General features: G+C 72.1%; 16 protein-coding genes. 11 read left to right on the plus strand and 5 right to left on the minus strand.

Annotation, left to right across the window (positions count from 1 at the left end; all coding sequences use genetic code 11):
* The first annotated feature begins 22 nt into the window (after positions 1-22).
* Both HET64_RS02260 and HET64_RS02265 read left to right on the plus strand, forming a co-directional pair.
* Entirely contained in the window at positions 23-1,057 is a 1,035-nt protein-coding gene (locus tag HET64_RS02260) for a LysR family transcriptional regulator (RefSeq protein ID WP_251144656.1), read from the plus strand.
* Between the two features lie 15 nt (positions 1,058-1,072).
* On the plus strand, positions 1,073-2,287 hold the full coding sequence (locus HET64_RS02265) for an acetyl-CoA C-acetyltransferase (protein ID WP_215101643.1): 1,215 nt from the start codon (positions 1,073-1,075) through the stop codon (positions 2,285-2,287).
* Positions 2,288-2,373: 86 nt separating this feature from the next.
* On the opposite strand, the gene HET64_RS02270 is transcribed toward HET64_RS02265, so the two are convergent.
* Both HET64_RS02270 and HET64_RS02275 read right to left on the minus strand, forming a co-directional pair.
* Complete coding sequence (locus HET64_RS02270) at positions 2,374-4,035, minus strand: SpoIIE family protein phosphatase (protein WP_215101645.1); 1,662 nt, start codon at positions 4,033-4,035, stop codon at positions 2,374-2,376.
* Between the two features lie 532 nt (positions 4,036-4,567).
* Positions 4,568-5,263: a chaplin gene (locus HET64_RS02275; RefSeq protein WP_215101647.1), complete on the minus strand. Its 696-nt coding sequence runs from the start codon at positions 5,261-5,263 to the stop codon at positions 4,568-4,570.
* Positions 5,264-5,806: 543 nt separating this feature from the next.
* Between HET64_RS02275 and HET64_RS02280 the strand changes: the two genes are divergently transcribed.
* The 6 genes from HET64_RS02280 to HET64_RS02300 all read left to right on the plus strand — a co-directional run bounded on the left by HET64_RS02280 (position 5,807) and on the right by HET64_RS02300 (position 8,704).
* Positions 5,807-6,208 (plus strand): rodlin, encoded by a 402-nt coding sequence (locus tag HET64_RS02280; protein WP_215101649.1) that lies wholly within the window; start codon positions 5,807-5,809, stop codon positions 6,206-6,208.
* A gap of 291 nt (positions 6,209-6,499) precedes the next feature.
* Positions 6,500-6,733 (plus strand): chaplin, encoded by a 234-nt coding sequence (locus HET64_RS02285; RefSeq protein WP_215101651.1) that lies wholly within the window; start codon positions 6,500-6,502, stop codon positions 6,731-6,733.
* 248 nt (positions 6,734-6,981) lie between these two features.
* Entirely contained in the window at positions 6,982-7,272 is a 291-nt protein-coding gene (locus tag HET64_RS02290) for a hypothetical protein (RefSeq protein WP_007449036.1), read from the plus strand.
* A gap of 68 nt (positions 7,273-7,340) precedes the next feature.
* The gene (locus HET64_RS02295; protein ID WP_007449038.1) at positions 7,341-7,751 is read left to right on the plus strand and encodes a rodlin; all 411 of its coding nucleotides are present in this window, start codon (positions 7,341-7,343) and stop codon (positions 7,749-7,751) included.
* 192 nt (positions 7,752-7,943) lie between these two features.
* Positions 7,944-8,162, plus strand: coding sequence for a hypothetical protein (locus HET64_RS38640; RefSeq protein ID WP_251144657.1), 219 nt, complete (start codon positions 7,944-7,946; stop codon positions 8,160-8,162).
* Between the two features lie 134 nt (positions 8,163-8,296).
* Positions 8,297-8,704, plus strand: a complete 408-nt coding sequence (locus HET64_RS02300) for a rodlin (RefSeq protein ID WP_069755954.1) — start codon at positions 8,297-8,299, stop codon at positions 8,702-8,704.
* A gap of 177 nt (positions 8,705-8,881) precedes the next feature.
* On the opposite strand, the gene HET64_RS02305 is transcribed toward HET64_RS02300, so the two are convergent.
* Positions 8,882-9,382 (minus strand): DUF5949 family protein, encoded by a 501-nt coding sequence (locus HET64_RS02305; RefSeq protein ID WP_215101653.1) that lies wholly within the window; start codon positions 9,380-9,382, stop codon positions 8,882-8,884.
* A 362-nt stretch (positions 9,383-9,744) separates the two neighbouring features.
* Between HET64_RS02305 and rsgA the strand changes: the two genes are divergently transcribed.
* Together rsgA and HET64_RS02315 are read left to right on the plus strand one after the other, a co-directional pair.
* A complete protein-coding gene (gene rsgA, locus HET64_RS02310) occupies positions 9,745-10,896 on the plus strand; it encodes a ribosome small subunit-dependent GTPase A (RefSeq protein WP_215101655.1) in 1,152 nt (383 codons plus the stop codon).
* A gap of 72 nt (positions 10,897-10,968) precedes the next feature.
* A complete protein-coding gene (locus tag HET64_RS02315; RefSeq protein WP_251144658.1) occupies positions 10,969-12,354 on the plus strand; it encodes a DNA-3-methyladenine glycosylase 2 family protein in 1,386 nt (461 codons plus the stop codon).
* Between the two features lie 21 nt (positions 12,355-12,375).
* Here the strand turns inward: HET64_RS02315 and HET64_RS02320 are convergent, their stop codons facing one another.
* Both HET64_RS02320 and HET64_RS02325 read right to left on the minus strand, forming a co-directional pair.
* The gene (locus HET64_RS02320) at positions 12,376-12,858 is read right to left on the minus strand and encodes a DUF456 domain-containing protein (protein WP_215101659.1); all 483 of its coding nucleotides are present in this window, start codon (positions 12,856-12,858) and stop codon (positions 12,376-12,378) included.
* Between the two features lie 81 nt (positions 12,859-12,939).
* Entirely contained in the window at positions 12,940-13,929 is a 990-nt protein-coding gene (locus HET64_RS02325; protein WP_215101661.1) for a LuxR family transcriptional regulator, read from the minus strand.
* 209 nt (positions 13,930-14,138) lie between these two features.
* Here HET64_RS02325 and HET64_RS02330 point away from each other — a divergent pair, with 209 nt between their 5' ends.
* A complete protein-coding gene (locus HET64_RS02330; RefSeq protein WP_215101663.1) occupies positions 14,139-17,909 on the plus strand; it encodes a S8 family serine peptidase in 3,771 nt (1,256 codons plus the stop codon).
* Positions 17,910-17,992 lie beyond the last annotated feature (83 nt).

Consider the following 17,992-nt stretch of genomic DNA (forward strand, 5'->3'; position numbering starts at 1 on the left):
AATGACGTGAGGGGGTGCCCCCATGGAACTGCGCCACCTGAAGGCCTTCCTCGCCGTGGCCGAGGAGCTGCACTTCGGCCGGGCCGCCAAACGCCTCCAGATGGCACAGCCGCCCCTGAGCCAGCAGATCCGGCAGCTGGAGAAGGAACTCGGCGTCCAGCTGTTCCGCCGCAACACCCGCTCCGTCCGGCTCACCGGCGCGGGGGAGACCTTCCTCGACCCCGTACGGACCGTCCTCGACGACCTCGACACCGCCGTCCGGGCCGCCCGCTCGGCGGGCCGGGGCGAGTACGGCCGGGTGACCATCGGCTTCGCCGGAGCGTCCAGCCACGAGACGCTGCCCCGCCTCACCCGCGCCGTGCGCGCCGCACACCCCGGCCTCGAACTGGTCATGACCGGCCAGACGTACGCCAACGTCGCGCTGTCCCGGGTCGCCGACGGCTCCCTCGACCTGGGCTTCGTCCGGCTGCCGGTGAACCGGCCCGGAGTGGAGCACCGGGTGATCGACGAGGAGGAGCTGCTGTGCGCCCTGCCGTTCGATCACCCGCTCGCCCGGCACGAGGCGGTGTCGCTCGCCGAGCTGGCGGACGAACCGTTCGTCTCCTTCCCCGCCAACTCCGGCTCCACCGTGCGCGACGCCATGACCGAGGCCTGCGAGAGCGCCGGGTTCACCCCGCGCGTCGTCCAGGAGGCCCCCGACTCGTACACGATCATGGCGCTCGTCGCGGCCGGGGTCGGCGTCACCCTCACCGTCACCTCCGTACGCCACATCCAGCAGAGCGGACTCGTCTACCGGCCCCTCACCGGACCGCCCATCCGCCGCCAGGCGGCCCTCGCCTGGCGTGCCGACAACCCCTCCGCCGCCCTGCACGCCGTCCTCGCCGTAGCCCGGGACGCCCTGCCGACCCCCGTACGCGGACCGGCCGGAGGACCGATTGAGACGCCGGGCCTCCGAAAAGGGGGCACATCCGGTATTGGACCCGCTCAGTCACCGGATGCGAAGGTCACCCCACCACCCGCTCTCCACCCGTCATCCCGGTCGCCCTTGTCGCCCTGAAGGAAAGGCCCCGCCGTGCCGCTCGACGTCGTCATCTGCGAACCCCTGCGCACCCCCATCGGCCGGTTCGGCGGGGCCTTCGCCCAGCAGACCCCGGCCGCGCTGGCCGCACACGTCATCGCGGAGATCGTCGCCCGCACCGGCATCGACCCCGCCCGGGTCGACGAGGTGATCCTGGGTCACGCCTACCCCACCAGCGAGGCCCCCGCCATCGGCCGGGTCGCCGCCCTGGACGCCGGACTGCCCACCACGGTCACCGGCTCCCAGACCGACCGCCGCTGCGGCTCCGGACTCCAGGCGGTGCTGGACGCGGCGATGCAGATCCGGGCCGGATTCAGCGACGTGGTGATCGCGGGCGGCGTCGACGTGATGAGCGCCGCCCCCTACTACACCCACGACGGACGCTGGGGCATCAAGGGCCCCGGCCTCCAGCTCCACGACGCACTCGCCCGGGGCCGCGTCACCGCCGGCGGCGTCAACCACCCGGTCCCCGGCGGCATGATCGAGACGGCGGAGAACCTGCGCCGGGAGTACGGGATCAGCCGCGCCGACCAGGACGCCCTGGCCCTGCGCTCCCAGCAGCGCGCCGCCCGCGCCGCCGCCGAGGGCCGCTACGCCGCGGAGACCATGCCCGTCACCGTACGCACCCGCAAGGGCGAGACGACCGTCACCGCCGACGAGCACCCCCGGCCCGACACCACCGCCGAACAACTCGCCGCGCTCCGGCCGGTGATGGCGAAGTCCGACCCGGACGCCACGGTCACCGCGGGCAACGCCAGCGGCCAGAACGACGCGGCCGCCGCCTGCCTGGTCACCAGCGCGGCGACCGCCGAACGCCTGGGCCTCACCCCGCTGGTCCGCCTCGTCTCCTTCGCCCGCGCCGGGGTCCCCGCCGCGACGATGGGCATCGCCCCCGTCGCCGCCACCCGCACCGCGCTCGACCGGGCGGGCCTCACACTCGCCGACCTCGACCTGATCGAGCTGAACGAGGCGTTCGCCGCCCAGGTGCTCGCCTGCACCAGGGAGTTGGGCCTCGGCGAGAAGGACCACGACGAGCGGATCAACGTCAACGGCTCGGGCATCTCGCTGGGCCACCCGGTCGGCGCCACCGGAGCCCGCATCCTCGCCACCCTCACCCGTGAACTCCACCGCCGCGAGGGCCGGTACGGCCTGGAGACGATGTGCATCGGCGGCGGCCAGGGCCTCGCCGCGGTCTTCGAACGCGTCTAGGGTCTTTCGTTTGGATCATGCCGGGCTCGCGGGACCCGGCATGATCCGAACGAGAGGCCCCAGGGCGTGTTCGACGCTCGCCCCGATCAGTCGGTGGCGGAGAGGGGGATGTCCTGCTCGGCCCAGACCAGTTTGCCGGTGGGCGTCCGGCAGGAACCCCAGCGGCGGCACAGCATGTTGATGAGTTGCAGGCCCCGGCCGCCCTCATCGCTGAGCGTCGGAGGCTGAATGTGGGGAAGATCCGCCCCTGTATCGGTGACCTCGACCGTCACCCGGTCGTGCCGTAGCAGCCGCAGTTGCCCGGGGCCGCCCCCGTAACGCAGGGCGTTGCCGACCAGCTCGCTCACGACGAGCTCGGTGGTGTCGACAAGCCCGCCCAGGTTCCACCGATCGAGCTGCTCCCTGACCAGCCGGCGGGCGACGGACGCGGCGCCGGCGTCGGACGGCAGCTCCCAGACGACGATGTCGGCCGCGCCGGAGACGGTACGGCTGGTGGCCATCAGCAGGACGGCTTCGTCGAAGCGGGTGCCGGGTCCTGTCCCGGACGACACCAGCGTGCTCAGGAGCGTCGAATCCATCCGTGACACCGTGTCGCGCAGCCTCTCCAGCTGCGTGTCCACGTCATCCGTGCGGTTCTTGAACAGTCCGTCGGTGTAGAGCACGAGGCGGCTCCCGGCGGGGGCCGGCAGACGGACCGAGGTGTACGGGATGACGCCGGTGCCGAGCGGAGCGCCCGGCGGCACGTCGACGTGCGTGGCCCGCCCCGCCTCATCGACCAGCAGGGGTGGCGGATGTCCCGCACTGGCAAGGGTGTACTCCCTGGTGGCAGGGTCGTAGACCGCGCACAGGCAGGTGGCGACCTGGTCGTCGTCCAGGTCGCGGGCGGCCAGGTCCATCCGGGCGAGGGTGCGTTCGGGAGCTATGTCCAGGGCCATGAGGGTGCGCGCCACCGTACGCAGCCGCCCCATGGTCGCCGCGGCCGACAGGCCGTGGTTCATGACGTCACCGACGATCAGGGCGCTCCGGCCGCCCGGCAGAGCCACCACGTCGTACCAGTCCCCGCCGACGCCGCTCGTGTCCGTCGGCGGGGCGTAGTGGGCGGCGACGTCCAGGCTCGGTGTGCTCGGCATGGCGCGCGGGAGCATGCTGCGCTGGAGGGCGACGAGGCGCTCCCGCTCCTGCCCGTACAGGCGTGCGTTGTCCACGAAGACCGCGGCCCGTGAGGCGAGCTGCATCGCGAGCGCGAGGTCGGTTTCGGTGAAGGGGGGCCGGTCGCCCGCGCGAATGAAATCGGCCGCCCCCAGCAGGACTCCCCGGGAGACCAGTGGCACGGCCAGGTAGCTGTGCACCCCCGCGTCGCGCAGCAGGGCCGCTGCTCTGGGGGTGGCTGCCACCCGGGCGTAGTCGTCGGCGCCCAGCCGAGTGATCAGCACGGGCTCCCGCTGGGTCAGACAGCGGTCCACCGCTCTCTCCTGGTACGAGGAGATCTCCCCGACCGGGTCCGGCTCCAGATTCGCCAGCGCGTCGACGACGGCCACGGCGATGGCCCGGGTGACGGTCGGCTGTGTGGTGTTCGCCGGCGCCCCCTCCTCGCCCCGGAGCACCGATTCGAGCAGATCGACGGCCCCGCCGTCCGCCAACCGGGGCACGGTGAACTCGACCAGCTCCTGTGCGGTGCGCTCCAGATCGAGGGTGGTCCCGATCCACCCACTCGCCTCGTTGAGCCAGGCCAGGTGGTCGCGAATCACGAACCGGTCGGCCGATGCCGCACGTCGACGGTGTCGGGAGAGCGCTGCGGCGGAGCCAGTCCGTACTCGCAGCGGGCTCCGTCTGCGGTCGCCTCTTCGCACGAACGAGCCTCCCGTACCGCATCCGTCTGGCAGGACAGAACCATACTCCGGAGTGTCGTGCCGGCGCCCCTGCGGAGACGGGTCATCACGTCGGCCACGCGGGTGCCGCGTCGGCCAGACCCGCTTCCCCACCGGAGCCGTCGGCACCGCCGCGTCCGGATGCCCCGACCCGGCCAACTCCGCGTGCAGCGGCGGCGGGACCACGATGCCGACCCCCGCTCCTGGAGCTCGGCGCCGCTCCGCTCGTGCCCAGTGCCTCCGCCCCGGCCCTTCGGCCGGCGACGGCTGCCGCGCACCCCGCGATGCTTCCGCCGATCCCCCCGATGCGCAACGCCGCCGTCACGTCCGCCCCTTCCCGTCGCGCACGCAGAAGGTCCGGCCGGACAGTCCCCGCTGTCCGGCCGGACCTCGTTCTCCCGCAGGAGGTCTATCAGTCCCGCGCGCTGCGGGTGCGGCGCATCAGCACCGCACCGCCGAGCAGCAGCGCGGCGCTCGCGCCGGCGGCCAGGCCCAGGTCGGCGGCACCGGTGTCGGCCAGGTGCGCGCCCGGGGCGTCGGACCCGGGCGTACCGGAGCCGGGCGTGCCCGAGCCGGGGGTGTCGGTACCGGGCGTGTCGGTCGGCGGCTCGTCGACGGGCGGCTGGTCCACGGGGGGCTCGTCCACCGGCGGTTCGTCGACCGGGGGCTCGTCGACCGGGGGCTCGTCCACCGGCGGCTCGTCGACGGGCGGTTCGTCCACGGGCGGTTCGTCGACCGGGGGCTCGTCCACCGGCGGCTCGTCGACGGGCGGCTCATCCACGGGGGGCTCGTCCACCGGCGGCTCATCCACGGGCGGTTCGTCGACCGGCGGTTCGTCGACCGGCGGGTGGTTGTGCTTCGGGCCGTCGGCGTTCACGCACTTGTTGCCGAAGGCCGGGTTCAGCAGAGCGATCACATTGACGGTGTTGCCGCACACGTTGACCGGAACGTGCACCGGCACCTGCACCGCGTTGCCCGAACCGACCCCCGGCGAACCGACGGCCGCGCCCTCTGCCGACGCGTCGGCGTGAGCGGTGCCGCCGACCGCCGCCAGGAGGCCCGATGCGGCCGCCATGACGATAATGCTTTTGTTCAAGACCTGTCGCATTACTTGCCCCTTCTTAGGACATTCGCGAAGACTTCGCGTGGGTGCTTCGCGCGCGGAGACGGGCAGCCGTCGGGGGGAGCCGCGGCACAGCCGGTTCCTGCGGCGGAGCCATGGTGAGAAGTGATGAAGACGTGCGCGCTGGACGACTGCCATAACGAGGCAGGTTCAGGCGGGAAACTCGGATGTGCGTGGAAATTGTGTAATCACCCGAACGGGTGGCTCCATCGAACCCGGAGCATCCCGGGTCGCAGATGGAGAGAAACGATTTGCCGTCAACTGTATGGGTGGTCAGTGGCGTTGACGGAGAGAAGTGTCCTCTCCTGCATGGATCACGGCCTCGGGCTCGTCCGTCCTCGTCCACCCGTTCGGGCGAGGAGCGTCGGAAGGGCGTGCGTAATTGCTTCACGAACAGGCGGCCGTACGAACCGAGGTAAGGGTCGGCCCCCGTGTCCGGCATTCGGGTGAATGGGCAGAACCTAATGCCGGGCGGCGAGTTGACCAGGGGGCTCCGCTACGGGGCGATCGGTACGAGAAGGGTTAATCGTGATCAAGAAGGTTCTGGCTACGGGCGCTGTCGCCGCCTCCATCCTCGGTCTCGGCACGACGCAGGCCATGGCCATCGCCAACGACGGCGGCACCACCTCGGTCAACGGCAACGGTGCTTCGCAGTCCTACGGCAACTCCGAGACCCACGGTGACTGGAGCCCGCAGTTCGCGCTCGTCCAGGGTTCGCTGAACAAGCCCTGCATCGCCCTCCCGGCCAAGGCGAACCTCGGCTCCCTCATCGGCGTCGTGCCGATCGCGGTCCAGGACATCAACGTCCTGTCCTCCCCGCAGAACCAGCAGTGCACCGAGAACTCCACCCAGGCCAAGGGTGACGAGGCTCTGTCGCACATCCTGGAGGACATCCCGATCCTCTCCGGCAACGGCGTCGGCAACAACTGATCCGCGTCCGCCCTACTCGGGCCCGAGCCCTCGGCGTTCCTCCACCGGGCGGCTCGGGCCCGTCGCCGTTCCGGGACGCACTCACGGTTCCCTCGCCCGCGTTGCCCGCCGCGGTCCCAAGGGCATTGCGGCATTCGGGCGGATATCCGGGAATCCGCCCGTCGAACAGTTCCCATCCCGGGCGTTCATCGTTACGTAGGACAGCGCCGGAGTCGCGAGCGATCAGGAAACGGCTCGGGCGGGCACGAAAGACGTGACCGCACCGGACTCCGCCTAGGAAAGGGACAAACAGTGAAGTTCACCAAGGTTGCCGCAGTCGCCGCCGGTACGCTCATGGCGATGGGTGCCGCCGCGCCGGCCATGGCCGACTCGGGTGCCGAGGCCATTGCCGCGCACTCCCCGGGCGTGCTGTCCGGCAACGTCCTCCAGGCCCCGATCCACATTCCGGTCAACGTCTGCGGCAACACCGTCAACGTGATCGGTGCGCTGAACCCGGCGTTCGGCAACACCTGCATCAACAAGTGACCCTCTGACCGGCCGGGCCCCGTGCCCGTAACCGGTGGGCCCCGGGCGGCGGATGCCGTCCGGGGCCTTTTCGCGGCCCGGGGGTCGCAACCGCGGAAGGCGCCGGAGAAAACCGCCGCTCCACAGTTTCCCGAATGCGGCCGGGTCGTTGATCAGGGAGAAAGCGGCAGAAGTCACAGGTAAAGAAAGCTTGTGTGCGGCACGGGAACGTGACCGAAACAGATGCCGCGCAGAAGGGAACCAGAAAAGTGAAGTACGCGAAGACCGCCGCCCTCGTTGCCGGTTCCGTGGCTGCCCTCGGAGCGGCCGCTCCCGCCTTCGCCGCTACTACGCCCACGGCCCCCAACTTCAGCCTCGACAGCGGCCTCAACCAGGTGATGGCCAGTGCCCCGCAGGTCGTGGACCCGGTGGTGGGCACGGTCGCCGAGACCGCCGAGACGGTCTCGAAGGACGGCACGGTCGGCAAGCTGGCGGGCCAGGCAACCGGTGTGGCCGAAGGCGCCGCTCCGCTGCTCGGCGGTGTTCCCCTCGGCGGCTGATCGTCGCTGCACGACCGTTCCACCTGGTGCTTTCACCGATCCGCACTACTCCCCAGAAGGGCTCTTTCATGTTCAAGAAGATCATGGCCTCGGCTGCCGTCGCCGCCTCGGTCGTCGGCATCTCCGCCGCTGCCGCCCCGTCCGCCATGGCCATCGCCAACGACGGCGGCACCACCACGGTCAACGGCAACGGCGCCTCGCAGGCGTACGGCAACTCCGAGACCCACGGTGACTGGAGCCCGCAGTTCGCGCTCATCCAGGGTTCGCTGAACAAGCCCTGCATCGCCCTCCCGGCCAAGGCGAACCTCGGCTCCCTCATCGGCGTCGTGCCGATCTCGCTCCAGGACATCAACGTCCTGTCCTCCCCGCAGAACCAGCAGTGCACCGAGAACTCCACCCAGGCCAAGGGTGACGAGGCTCTGTCGCACCTGCTGAACGACATCCCGATCCTCTCCGGCAACGGCGCCGGCAACAACTGAGACCGGGTAGCCCGGGTCCGCTCCTGCCGACCCGCGTGGGGCCAGTCCATCCGTACGGCGATCGTTCTTCGCCGGACCGGACGGACTGGCCCTTCGTCGTGTGCCGTCACCCGCCTCCGGCCGGGTTGTCCGGTTGGGCCGGATGCCGTAGCACCGGCTGACGATCCGGGCCGGGCCGGGTAGGGCCTCCGTATGGATCCGTACGACAGTCAGACCCCACAGGGCGGAGAGCGGTCGCCCGCGTCGGGCGGCACACCGATCTACGACCGGCTCGTCGCCGAGTGGCAGGCGGCCGGAGGCGGTCACCCCCTCCCGGAGCCGCACCGGGACCGGGCGCCCCGATGCGGCGGTTTCGTGCCGGCGGCGCGCACCTCGGACGAGGGTTCCGGGCCCGAGGCCCCTGGAGGGTGAGGCCCCTGAGCACGGAGAAGTTACGTCGACCTTGCGCCGGAACGAACCCATTTGAGTGGTGCTGCGCAACCGATCAGGGGTGGTGGCAGTTGATCAGTACGTTCCACAACGGGACGCTCCGAAAGGTGAAGTTGATGAAGAAGATGATGGCCGGCGCTGCAGTGGCCGTGTCCCTGCTCGGTCTGTCCGCAGTCGCGGCTCCCACGGCCATGGCGATCGGCAACGACGGTGGCACCACCACCGTCAACGGCAACGGTGCCGAGTCGGAGATCGGCAACGCCGAGACGGAGGGCAACTGGAGCCCGCAGAACCAGCTCGTCCAGGGCACCCTGAACAAGCTCTGCGTCGGCCTGCCCCTCAAGGCCAACGTCGGTTCGCTCATCGGCATCGTGCCGATCGCGGTCCAGGACGTCAACGTCCTGTCCAACCCGCAGAACCAGCAGTGCGCCGACAACTCCACCCAGGCCAAGGGCGACGAGCCGCTGTCGCACATCCTGGACGACATCCCGGTCCTCTCGGGCAACGGCGTCGGCAACAACTGACGCACCACAGTCTGAGGTGTTGAGTGCGGGCGGTCCGGAGATCACACTCCGGGCCGCCCGTCCTCGTTTCGCGCCAACGGCCCCGTCGCGCGCCGCACACCGCACGGGTGAGGCCCACCACTCCACGGGGGGTGGTGGGCCTCGTCGTAGGTCGGGGGCGGCGGGCGGAACGGCTCCTCAGCCCAGGGAACGGACCGGGAGCAGACAGTGGGCGGCGGTGCGGACGACTTCCACATCGGTGGCGAAGGCCCGCAGCCGGTCCTCGCTGACCGGCTGCCCGGGCACGGCGTCCGGCCACGGGCTGGTGGCGAACATCCCGTACACCTGGCCCTGTGCCTGCGCGGCGGCCAGCCACTCCGCGGGGGCGGGGTACTGCGCCGAGAGGTGAGGAAGCGTCAGGACGGCCTGCCCCGCCTGGACGAGGAGCTTCGCCTGGATGGCCGGGGTCTCGCCCGCGTCCTGGATCGGGCCGCCGACGCGGAGGCCCGCGCGCTCCAGCATGGCGCGCATGGCCTCGCGGCCGACCTCCGGACCGTCCTGCCCGTCGCCCAGCGAGTAGGCGAGGAGGAAGGCGGTGTCCTGGTCGGCGTCGGGCTGCCGGCCGCTCCAGCCGATCAGGATCTGCGTGCCCAACTGGGCCTGGGTGAACGTGCCGGTGGAGGCCTGGGGTGTGGTCATGCTCGGCACCCTAACGGCCCCGGACCAGGCTCTATGCATGCGTATCACCCGATCGAGGGAGATCTGCTACCAACTCCGGCGAACGCCCCGGTCCGGCCGCCTCCATCGGAGGTGCGCGGAAAAGCTGTTGACGCCGCTCCCGGGGGCCCGGCTAATCTGGCCCCTGTTCCGGGCGTCGCCCTGACGCCCGCGGCACGGAAACGGAAAGAACCAGGAGGTGAGGACATTGATGACTGTCGTTGCGATGGGCACTGCCCACAACCGGAAGAGCATCGTCCTCATCCCCGTGGCCACCGGCTGACCGACTTCCCGCATTCCCGCGCCGAGCGCGCGTGCCGGGGCCACCCTGTGAAGGGTTTCCCTTGTCTTTCTCGTTCCTCACCGCTCCTTCCTCCTCGCACCCGCTGACTCCGTACGGCTGGGACGAGGACTGGGCGGCAGCTTTCTCCCCGTACGCCGAGCAGGGGCTCGTGCCGGGGCGCGTCGTGCGGGTGGACCGCGGCCAGTGCGACGTGATCACCGTCGACGGGCCCGTGCGCGCCGACACCGCGTTCGTCGTGCCCCGTGACCCGATGCGGATCGTCTGCACCGGCGACTGGGTGGCGCTCGACGCCGACGGCGATCCGCGCTTCGTCCGTACGCTGCTGCCCCGTCGCACCGCTTTCGTCCGCTCCACCTCCTCCCAGCGGTCCGAGGGGCAGGTGCTCGCCACCAATATCGACCACATCGCCATCTGCGTCTCGCTCGCCGTCGAGCTGGACCTCGGCCGCCTGGAGCGCTTCCTCGCGCTCGCCCTCTCCAGTGCCGGCGGCGCCGCCCTGCTCGGTGACGGTCAGGACGCGGGTCACGGCCCCGAACCGATCGTGCTGCTCACCAAGGCGGACCTGGTGCCCGACGCGGCCACGCTGTCCCACCTCGTCCAGGACGTCGAGGCGATCGCCCCCGGTGTCCAGGTGCTGCCCGTCAGCTCCACCACGGGCGAGGGGCTCGACGTCTTCGGCGCCGTCGTCTCCGGTGGTACGAGCGTGCTCCTCGGCATCTCCGGCGCGGGCAAGTCGACCCTGGCCAACACCCTGCTCGGGAGGGACGTCATGGACGTACAGGCCGCCCGGGACGTCGACGGCAAGGGCCGGCACACCACGACGACCCGCAACCTGCTCGTCCTGCCGCACGGGGGCGTCCTCATCGACACCCCCGGGCTGCGCGGAGTGGGCCTGTACGACGCCGGGACCGGGGTCGGCGAGGTGTTCTCCGAGATCGCGGAGCTGGCCACCCGATGCCGGTTCCACGACTGCGCCCACGAGGCCGAACCGGGGTGCGCCGTCCTCGGCGCGCTGGAGGACGGGGTCCTGCCCGAGCGGCGGCTCGACAGCTACCGCAAACTGATCCGCGAGAATCAGCGGATCGTCGCCAAGACCGATGCCCGGGTGCGCTCCGAGATCCTGCGGGACTGGAAGCGCAAGGGCGCGGAGGGGCGCGCGGCCATGCAGGCCAAGCGCGGCCGGGTGCGGTAGCCCGGGGCGACCGGTTCGACGTCCGAAAACCGCGAGTGCGGCGGCCGCGGCTGCCGCACACTGGACGGTGTGATGGACGAACGGACCAGGTACGAGGCGGTCAGCAGCCGCGACGCGCGGTTCGACGGCGCGTTCTTCTTCGCCGTCGTGACCACCGGCATCTACTGCCGGCCGAGCTGCCCCGCCGTCACGCCCAAACGCGCCAACGTGCGCTTCTACCCCACCGCGGCGGCGGCCCAGGCCGGCGGCTTCCGGGCCTGCCGCCGCTGCCGGCCGGACGCCGTGCCCGGCTCCGCCGAGTGGAACGTCCGCGCGGACGTCGTCGGCCGGGCCGTGCGCCTGATCGGCGACGGCGTGGTGGACCGCGAGGGCGTCCCCGGACTCGCCGGGCGGCTCGGCTACAGCGCCCGGCAGGTCCAGCGCCAGCTCAACGCCGAGCTGGGCGCGGGACCCGTCGCGCTCGCCCGGGCCCAGCGCTCCCACACCGCCCGGGTGCTCCTCCAGACCACCGGGCTGCCGGTCACCGAGATCGCCTTCGCCGCGGGGTTCGCCAGCGTCCGGCAGTTCAACGACACCATCCGCCAGATCTACGCCCGCACGCCCAGCGCCCTGCGCACCGAGGCCGGTACGGGGCTCGGCGGCGGACGCCGCGAGGGGACCAGGGCCGGGATCCCGCTGCGGCTCGCCCACCGTGGCCCGTACGCCACCGCCGCCCTGTTCGACCTGCTGGCCGCGGGAGCGGTTCCCCGGGTCGAGGAGGTGACGGGCCCGCCCGGCCACCGCACCTACCGCCGCACCCTGCGACTGCCGTACGGGGCCGGCCTCGTCGCGGTCGACGAGGCCCCGCCCGGCGGCCCCTGGCTGGAGGCCCGGATCCAGCTCACCGACCTCCGCGACCTGACCACCGCCGTCCAGCGGGTGCGCCGCCTGTTCGACCTGGACGCCGACCCGTACGCCGTGGACGAGGCGCTGGCCGCCGACCCCCGGCTCGCCCCGCTGGTCGCCGCCCGCCCCGGGCTGCGGTCGCCGGGCGCCGCCGACCCGGAGGAGGAGGCGGTGCGGACCCTGGTGGGGCGCCAAGCCGCCGGGGAGCTGGTCGAGCGGTACGGGAAGGCCCTGGACGTGCCGTGCGGCGGGCTCACCCATGTGTTCCCGGATCCGGACGTGCTCGCCGGTTCCGCCGAGGACCCGGCCCTCGCGGCGCTGGCCGCCGCGCTCGCCGACGGCGGGGTGCGGCTGGACGCCGGGGCCGACCGCGACGAGGCGGAACGGGCGCTGCTGACGCTGCCCGGGATCGGCCGCCGCACCGCCGCCCTGATCCGGATGCGGGCGCTCGGCGACCCCGACGTGGACCCGTACGGAACGCCGGGCGCGGAGCGGTGGCGGCCCTGGCGCTCCTACGCGGTACGTCATCTGGAAGCGGAAGCGGAAGCGGCGGGGGCGGCGGTTCCCGGCTGACCGGGCCCCGGGGTGGTCCGGTCAGCCCCAGAGCACCGCGCCCAGCCAGGCGCCCGCCACCAGCAGGCAGCAGAACAGCTCCACCAGCACCGCGTAGCCCGTCGCCCGCATGACCGAGCGCACCGACGCCCAGCCCGCGCCGCGGCTCCCCAGCCGCAGCCGCTCGGCGCCGAAGATGGCTCCCACGTACCCGAGGATCCCGCCGACCACGGGCACGACGAAGAAGCCGACGATCCCGGCGACCCCGCCGATCATCAAGGTCCGGCGAGGCGCCCCGGACTCGCCCGGGTGGCGCGGTGGCAGCAGCGGTTTGAGGGCCTGGTTCAGCAGCAACAGGGCCGTCGAGCCGATCAGGACGCCCCAGGCGGCCGGCGTCATGTCCGTCAGCGCCCACCACAGCACCGCCGCCCAGACGATCGCCTGACCCGGCACGCCCGGCACCAGCACCCCGACCAGGCCCAGCAGCATGACCAGGCCCACGGCGACGAGCTGCCACACACTCATCTGACCAGCCTGCCGGAGAGTGCCCCGCTCCGCCCGTCAGCGGACCCCCGGCCACCTGCGGCGACCTGCGCCGATGCGAGGTCAGGCCGACTCGGTACGGGCCACCCAGCCCCGCTCGTACGCATGCCAGCCCAGCTGGAGGCGGGTCGAGACCCCCGTGAGCTCCATCAGGCCCTTGACGCGGCGCTGCACGGTCCGCAGCCCCAGATCCAGCTGCTTGGCCACGCTGGCGTCCGTCAGCCCCGCCAGCAGCAACGACAGGATCTCCAGATCCGTCGGATCCGGCCCGACCCCGTCCTCGCGCACGCCGCCGCCCTCGCCCAGCCGCAGTGGCATCGCCTCCCGCCACACCGCCTCGAAGAGGCCCATCAGCGACTCCAGCAGACCGCTGGCGTGCACGACCAGAGCGGCGGGCTCCGCGCCCCGGGCGGTCAGCGGGACCATCGCGAGGCTCCCGTCGGCCACCACCAGCTTCGTCGGCACCCGGTCCACCACCCGGCACTGCTCGTCCCGGCTCAGCGCCGCCGACAGCTCCAGGATCCCGAACGGCGTCGACAACACCTCACGCTCGACCACCACCCGGTAGCTCACCCCGCGCGAGGTCGCCCGCTCCTCGGACTCGTTCTCCATCCCGGTCACCGCGATCGGCTTGCCCGTCACCAGGGCGCACACCTCCGACACCGCTCCCAGCTGCAACTGGTGGAAGCGCTGGGCGACGGCGCTCGCCCCCGTCACCACCTCCACCAGGTCGTGCACCGCCGGTTCGCTCGCCTCGGCCCGGTACTCCTCGGCGAGCAGCGCGGACGCCAGCTCCGCCTGCTCCAGCTCGTGCCGCTGCTGGATCAGCAGCGCGCCGAGCGCCACGCCGGGCGGCGCCGCCACCCAGCGGCCCGGGCGGGCCGAGGACTGTGCGGCCAGGCCCTGCTGCTCCAGCCGCCGCAGCACCCGTTCGGCGTCCGCCTCGGGCAGCGCCAGCCGGTGCGCGAGATCGGCGAGCTCCGCGGCTCCCGCCGCGACGAGCGCGCGGTACGCGGTTTCCTGTCTCTCGTCGAGACCTATGGCCCCCAGCATTCTCCGACCTCCCCGGGTGTGGTGATCGCGCATCGAGGCGCCCCTGCGACGGGTCCCGGGTGGCGGGAAGAGGCCACGGCGTAAACCCGCCGCCCACATCATCCCCTGTACCCCCGGCCCCTCTGCCACTGTGGCGCCACCGCAGCACCAACAACCTCCGGGATGCGGCCTATTGGGCTGCTTCGTTCCGGATTGACCTGGGGAGAGCGATGCGCCCGATATCGCGTACGGCACTCGGAGCGGCGACCGCCGCCGTGCTCGCCGTCACGGTGATCGCGCCGTCGGTGGCCGCGCCACCGGACGAGCGGGACCCGAACAGACCGATCACCGGGAGCGCGGCCACCGCCGCCGATGCCCCGAAGCCCGTCACCCTGACGCTCGTCACCGGTGACACGGTGCTGGTGACCACGGACGCCTCGGGGGCGTCCGCCGCCACCGCCCTGCCCCGCGCGGACGGCAGCGTGCCGCTCGTACAGACCCGGCAGTCCGGCCCGGACCTGTACGTCTACCCCGAATCCGCCGTGTCCGCGCTCGCCGCGGGCACCGTGGACGAGGAGCTGTTCAACGTCACCGGGCTGATCCGCCAGGGTTACGACGACAGCCACGCCGACGCCGTCCCGCTGATCGCCACCTACACCGGCGACACCGCCCGCCGCGCCCCGCTCACCCCGCGCGGGGCCGAGCGCGGAGTGGCTCTCGACGTCATCGACGGACTCGCCCTGAAGGCCGACAAGAAGCGGGCCGCCGAGTTCTGGGCCGACCTCACCGCACCCCGCTCCCGTTCGGGGGCCGGGCTCAAGAAGCTCTGGCTCGACCGCAAGGTTCAGGCCAGTCTCGACAAGTCGACGAAACAGGTCGGCGCCGACCTCGCCTGGGCCGCCGGCTACGACGGGACCGGCGCCAAGGTCGCCGTCCTGGACACCGGGGCGGATGCCGAACACCCCGACCTCCAGGGCCGGATCACCGCATCGGAGAACTTCACCGACTCCGACACCACCGACGACCGCCAGGGCCACGGCACCCATGTCGCGTCCACCGTCGGCGGCTCCGGCGTGGCGAGCGGAGGAAAGAACAAGGGCGTCGCGCCCGGCGCCGACCTGATGGTCGGCAAGGTCCTGAACGACAGCGGATCCGGCGCGGCCTCCTGGATCATCGCGGGCATGCAGTGGGCGGTCGACAGCAAGGCCGACGTCGTCTCCATGAGCCTCGGCAGCGCCGAACCCACCGACTGCACCGACCCGATGAGCCTGGCCGCCGAGGAACTCGGCAAGAACAAGGACACCCTCTTCGTGGTCGCCGCGGGAAACCTCGGCCCGTCCCTGAACACCGTCTCCTCGCCCGGCTGCGCACCCGGTGTGCTGACCGTCGGAGCGGTCGACCGCGACGACACCACCGCGAACTTCTCCAGCCGCGGCCCCGCGATCGTCTCGCACACCCTCAAGCCCGAGATCGCCGCGCCCGGCGTGGCGATCTCCGCCGCGGCCGCGGGCGGCCGGGGCCCGGACGCGTACCGGTCCCTGTCGGGTACGTCGATGGCGACTCCGCATGTCGCCGGCGCCGCCGCCGTGGTGAGCCAGCGTCACCCCGACTGGACCGCCCAGCAGATCAAGGCGGCCCTCGTCTCCTCGGCACGGAGCGCCGTCCCCGGCGACGTACGCGAGACCGGAGGCGGCCGTCTCGACGTCGACCGCGCGATCCGTACGCCCGTGCTCGGCGCACCGGCCGTGCAGGGCGGCACCTTCAACTGGCCGCAGGACAAGAGCGACCGCACCGCCGTCGCCGTGCCCTACACCAACACGAGCGGCAAGCCGGTCACCCTCTCGCTGAAGGTCGCGGGCGTCACCGGGAACGACGGCTCGACCGTCCGCTCCACGATCGCATCCCTCGGCCGGAAGTCCGTCACCGTGCCCGCCGGGGCAACGGTCGAGGTGCCCCTCGCGCTGGCTCCCGACGCCCGGCTGACCGCCGCCCAGTACGGTGACGTCACCGGCCGGGTGCTCGCCACCGGGGCCGGGGGAGTGAGGATATCCACTCCGTTCTCCCTGTACGTGGCTCCGGAGACGGTGACCCTGCGCGTCAAGCTCGTCGACGGCACCGGCAAGCCCGCCGACGGCGTCTCCTCCCTCGACCTCATCGGCACCGACACCGCGTCCGGTGAACGCCGCTTCAACGAGGGCGCCACCGACCAGACCTTCCGGGTCCGCCCCGGCGCGTACTTCGTCTCCAGCTTCATCGCCACGCCCGACACCACGGACGCGACCGGTCAACTCGTCGGATCCGTCGGTTACCTGGCGCGGCCCCAGCTGAACGTCACGAAGGACACCACGCTCGTCCTGGATGCCCGCAAGGCCCACCGCCTGAAGGTGAACACCGAGGACCGGGCCGCCGAGACACGCGGTGCGACCCTCGCGTTCGGGCGCTCGTGGGACGACACCTGGCTGCACTCCGGGTCCATCGCCGGCACCGGGCTGATCAAGGACTACCTGGTCGACGTCCAGGGCACGGCACGTGACGGGGACTTCGAGTTCGCCTCCGTCTGGCGCGCCTACGCCCCGCAGCTCGGGAAGTTCTCCCTGGTCGGCGGAGCGGACCTGCACCCCCGGCCCGCCACCACGGGCTCGGTCAACCTGGACGGCACCGGTCGCGCCGAGGTCGTCGACGCCGGTGCGGGCAGCGCCGCCGAACTGGAGGCCGCCGGAGCGAAAGGCCGGATCGCCCTGGTGAAGGTGGGCGACGACGCGTCGAACGTCCTGGTCCAGGCGCGGGCGGCGCAGACCGCCGGGGCGAAGGCGCTCCTGGTGCACCGTCCCTCGGCCGGCGACTGGAAGCCGTCCGTCGGCTACGGGGCCGCGCCCCTTCCGGTCCTCGGACTGCGGGCGGACGAGGCCGCCGCGCTGAGGACGGCTCTCGACAAGGGGAGGACGGAGGTCTCCTGGAGCGCCACGGCCGTCAGCCCGTTCGTGTACAACCTGTCGTTCCCGGAGAACGGGCAGATCACCTCGGACCGCACCTACAAGGTCCGTGACAAGAAGCTCGGCTCGGTCGTCTCCACCCATGAGTCCATGGGCGTGGCAGCCGACTTCGTCGACACGCTCCTGGTCTCCCGGCCCTACGGCGCGACCTTCGGCGCGTCCTCGCTCGCCGTGGTCGCCGCCCCCGGGAAGCGCACCGAGTACTACACGGCGGGGGACACCGTCTGGCAGAAGATGCTCTCCTCCAGCTTCCCCTGGGGCGAGCAGATGACGGGCGACGCCCGTACGTACCAAGCGGGTCGGGCCACGACGGAGGAGTGGTACCGGGGCCTGCTGGTTCCCGGCGCACCGCGCGACGCGGCGGGCGCGGAGGGGATCGCGGGCGAACGACAGGACGATCGGATCGGTGTCGCTCCGGCGTTCATGACCGACTCCGAACACATCGGCCAGCAGGGCTCGTTCGGTGACATCGGCGGAATGCTGCTCGAACGCGAGGGCGAACTCGTCGGCAGCAGCGGCTATCCGTTCGGTGTCTTCACCGTGCCGGCCGGGGACGCCGCGTACGAACTCACCATGACGACCACGAAGATCGGCTCGCCCGCGGCGGTCTGGAAGCGGTCCACGCGGACGGAGACCACCTGGGCGTTCCGTTCCGAGCGGAAGCCGGACGTGGCCTCGCAGGGGCTCCCGCTGCTCTTCCCGCGCTACGACGTGCCGTCGGACGGGATGAAGACCGTGCCCGCCGGGAACGGCCAGAAGATCGGGCTCGACGCGACCGGGCACGCGGGGTACGCCCCCGGCGAACTCACCGGCGCGAAGGTCTCCTTCAGCTACGACGGAGGCAAGACCTGGCACGCGGCCACCACCGCGCAGCGGGCCGGCCGCTGGACCGCGACCGTCGACCACGCGGACGCGACAGGGAAGTCCGTCACGCTGCGGACGGAACTGAGCGACGCGAACGGCAACTCCGTGGTGCAGACCGTCAACGACGCGTACGTCGTGCGCTGAAGCGGTGGGCAGCTCATGAGCCGCTGAACCGGTGATCGGCCGATCGTACGAACGGCCGTGACGCCGGGACGCCGCTCACTCCG

Source organism: Streptomyces sp. McG3 (genome assembly GCF_018619185.1).
Lineage (GTDB): Bacteria > Actinomycetota > Actinomycetes > Streptomycetales > Streptomycetaceae > Streptomyces.

Bases quoted from the DNA above. Each gene is read 5' to 3' on its own strand.
- HET64_RS02320 (WP_215101659.1), bottom strand. From the start codon at position 12,858: ATGAGTGTGTGGCAGCTCGTCGCCGTGGGCCTGGTCATGCTGCTGGGC.
- HET64_RS02315 (WP_251144658.1), top strand. From the start codon at position 10,969: ATGGACGAACGGACCAGGTACGAGGCGGTCAGCAGCCGCGACGCGCGG.
- HET64_RS02305 (WP_215101653.1), bottom strand. From the start codon at position 9,382: ATGACCACACCCCAGGCCTCCACCGGCACGTTCACCCAGGCCCAGTTG.
- HET64_RS02260 (WP_251144656.1), top strand. From the start codon at position 23: ATGGAACTGCGCCACCTGAAGGCCTTCCTCGCCGTGGCCGAGGAGCTG.
- HET64_RS02330 (WP_215101663.1), top strand. From the start codon at position 14,139: ATGCGCCCGATATCGCGTACGGCACTCGGAGCGGCGACCGCCGCCGTG.
- HET64_RS02295 (WP_007449038.1), top strand. From the start codon at position 7,341: ATGTTCAAGAAGATCATGGCCTCGGCTGCCGTCGCCGCCTCGGTCGTC.
- HET64_RS02275 (WP_215101647.1), bottom strand. From the start codon at position 5,263: ATGCGACAGGTCTTGAACAAAAGCATTATCGTCATGGCGGCCGCATCG.
- HET64_RS02325 (WP_215101661.1), bottom strand. From the start codon at position 13,929: ATGCTGGGGGCCATAGGTCTCGACGAGAGACAGGAAACCGCGTACCGC.
- HET64_RS02300 (WP_069755954.1), top strand. From the start codon at position 8,297: ATGAAGAAGATGATGGCCGGCGCTGCAGTGGCCGTGTCCCTGCTCGGT.
- HET64_RS38640 (WP_251144657.1), top strand. From the start codon at position 7,944: ATGGATCCGTACGACAGTCAGACCCCACAGGGCGGAGAGCGGTCGCCC.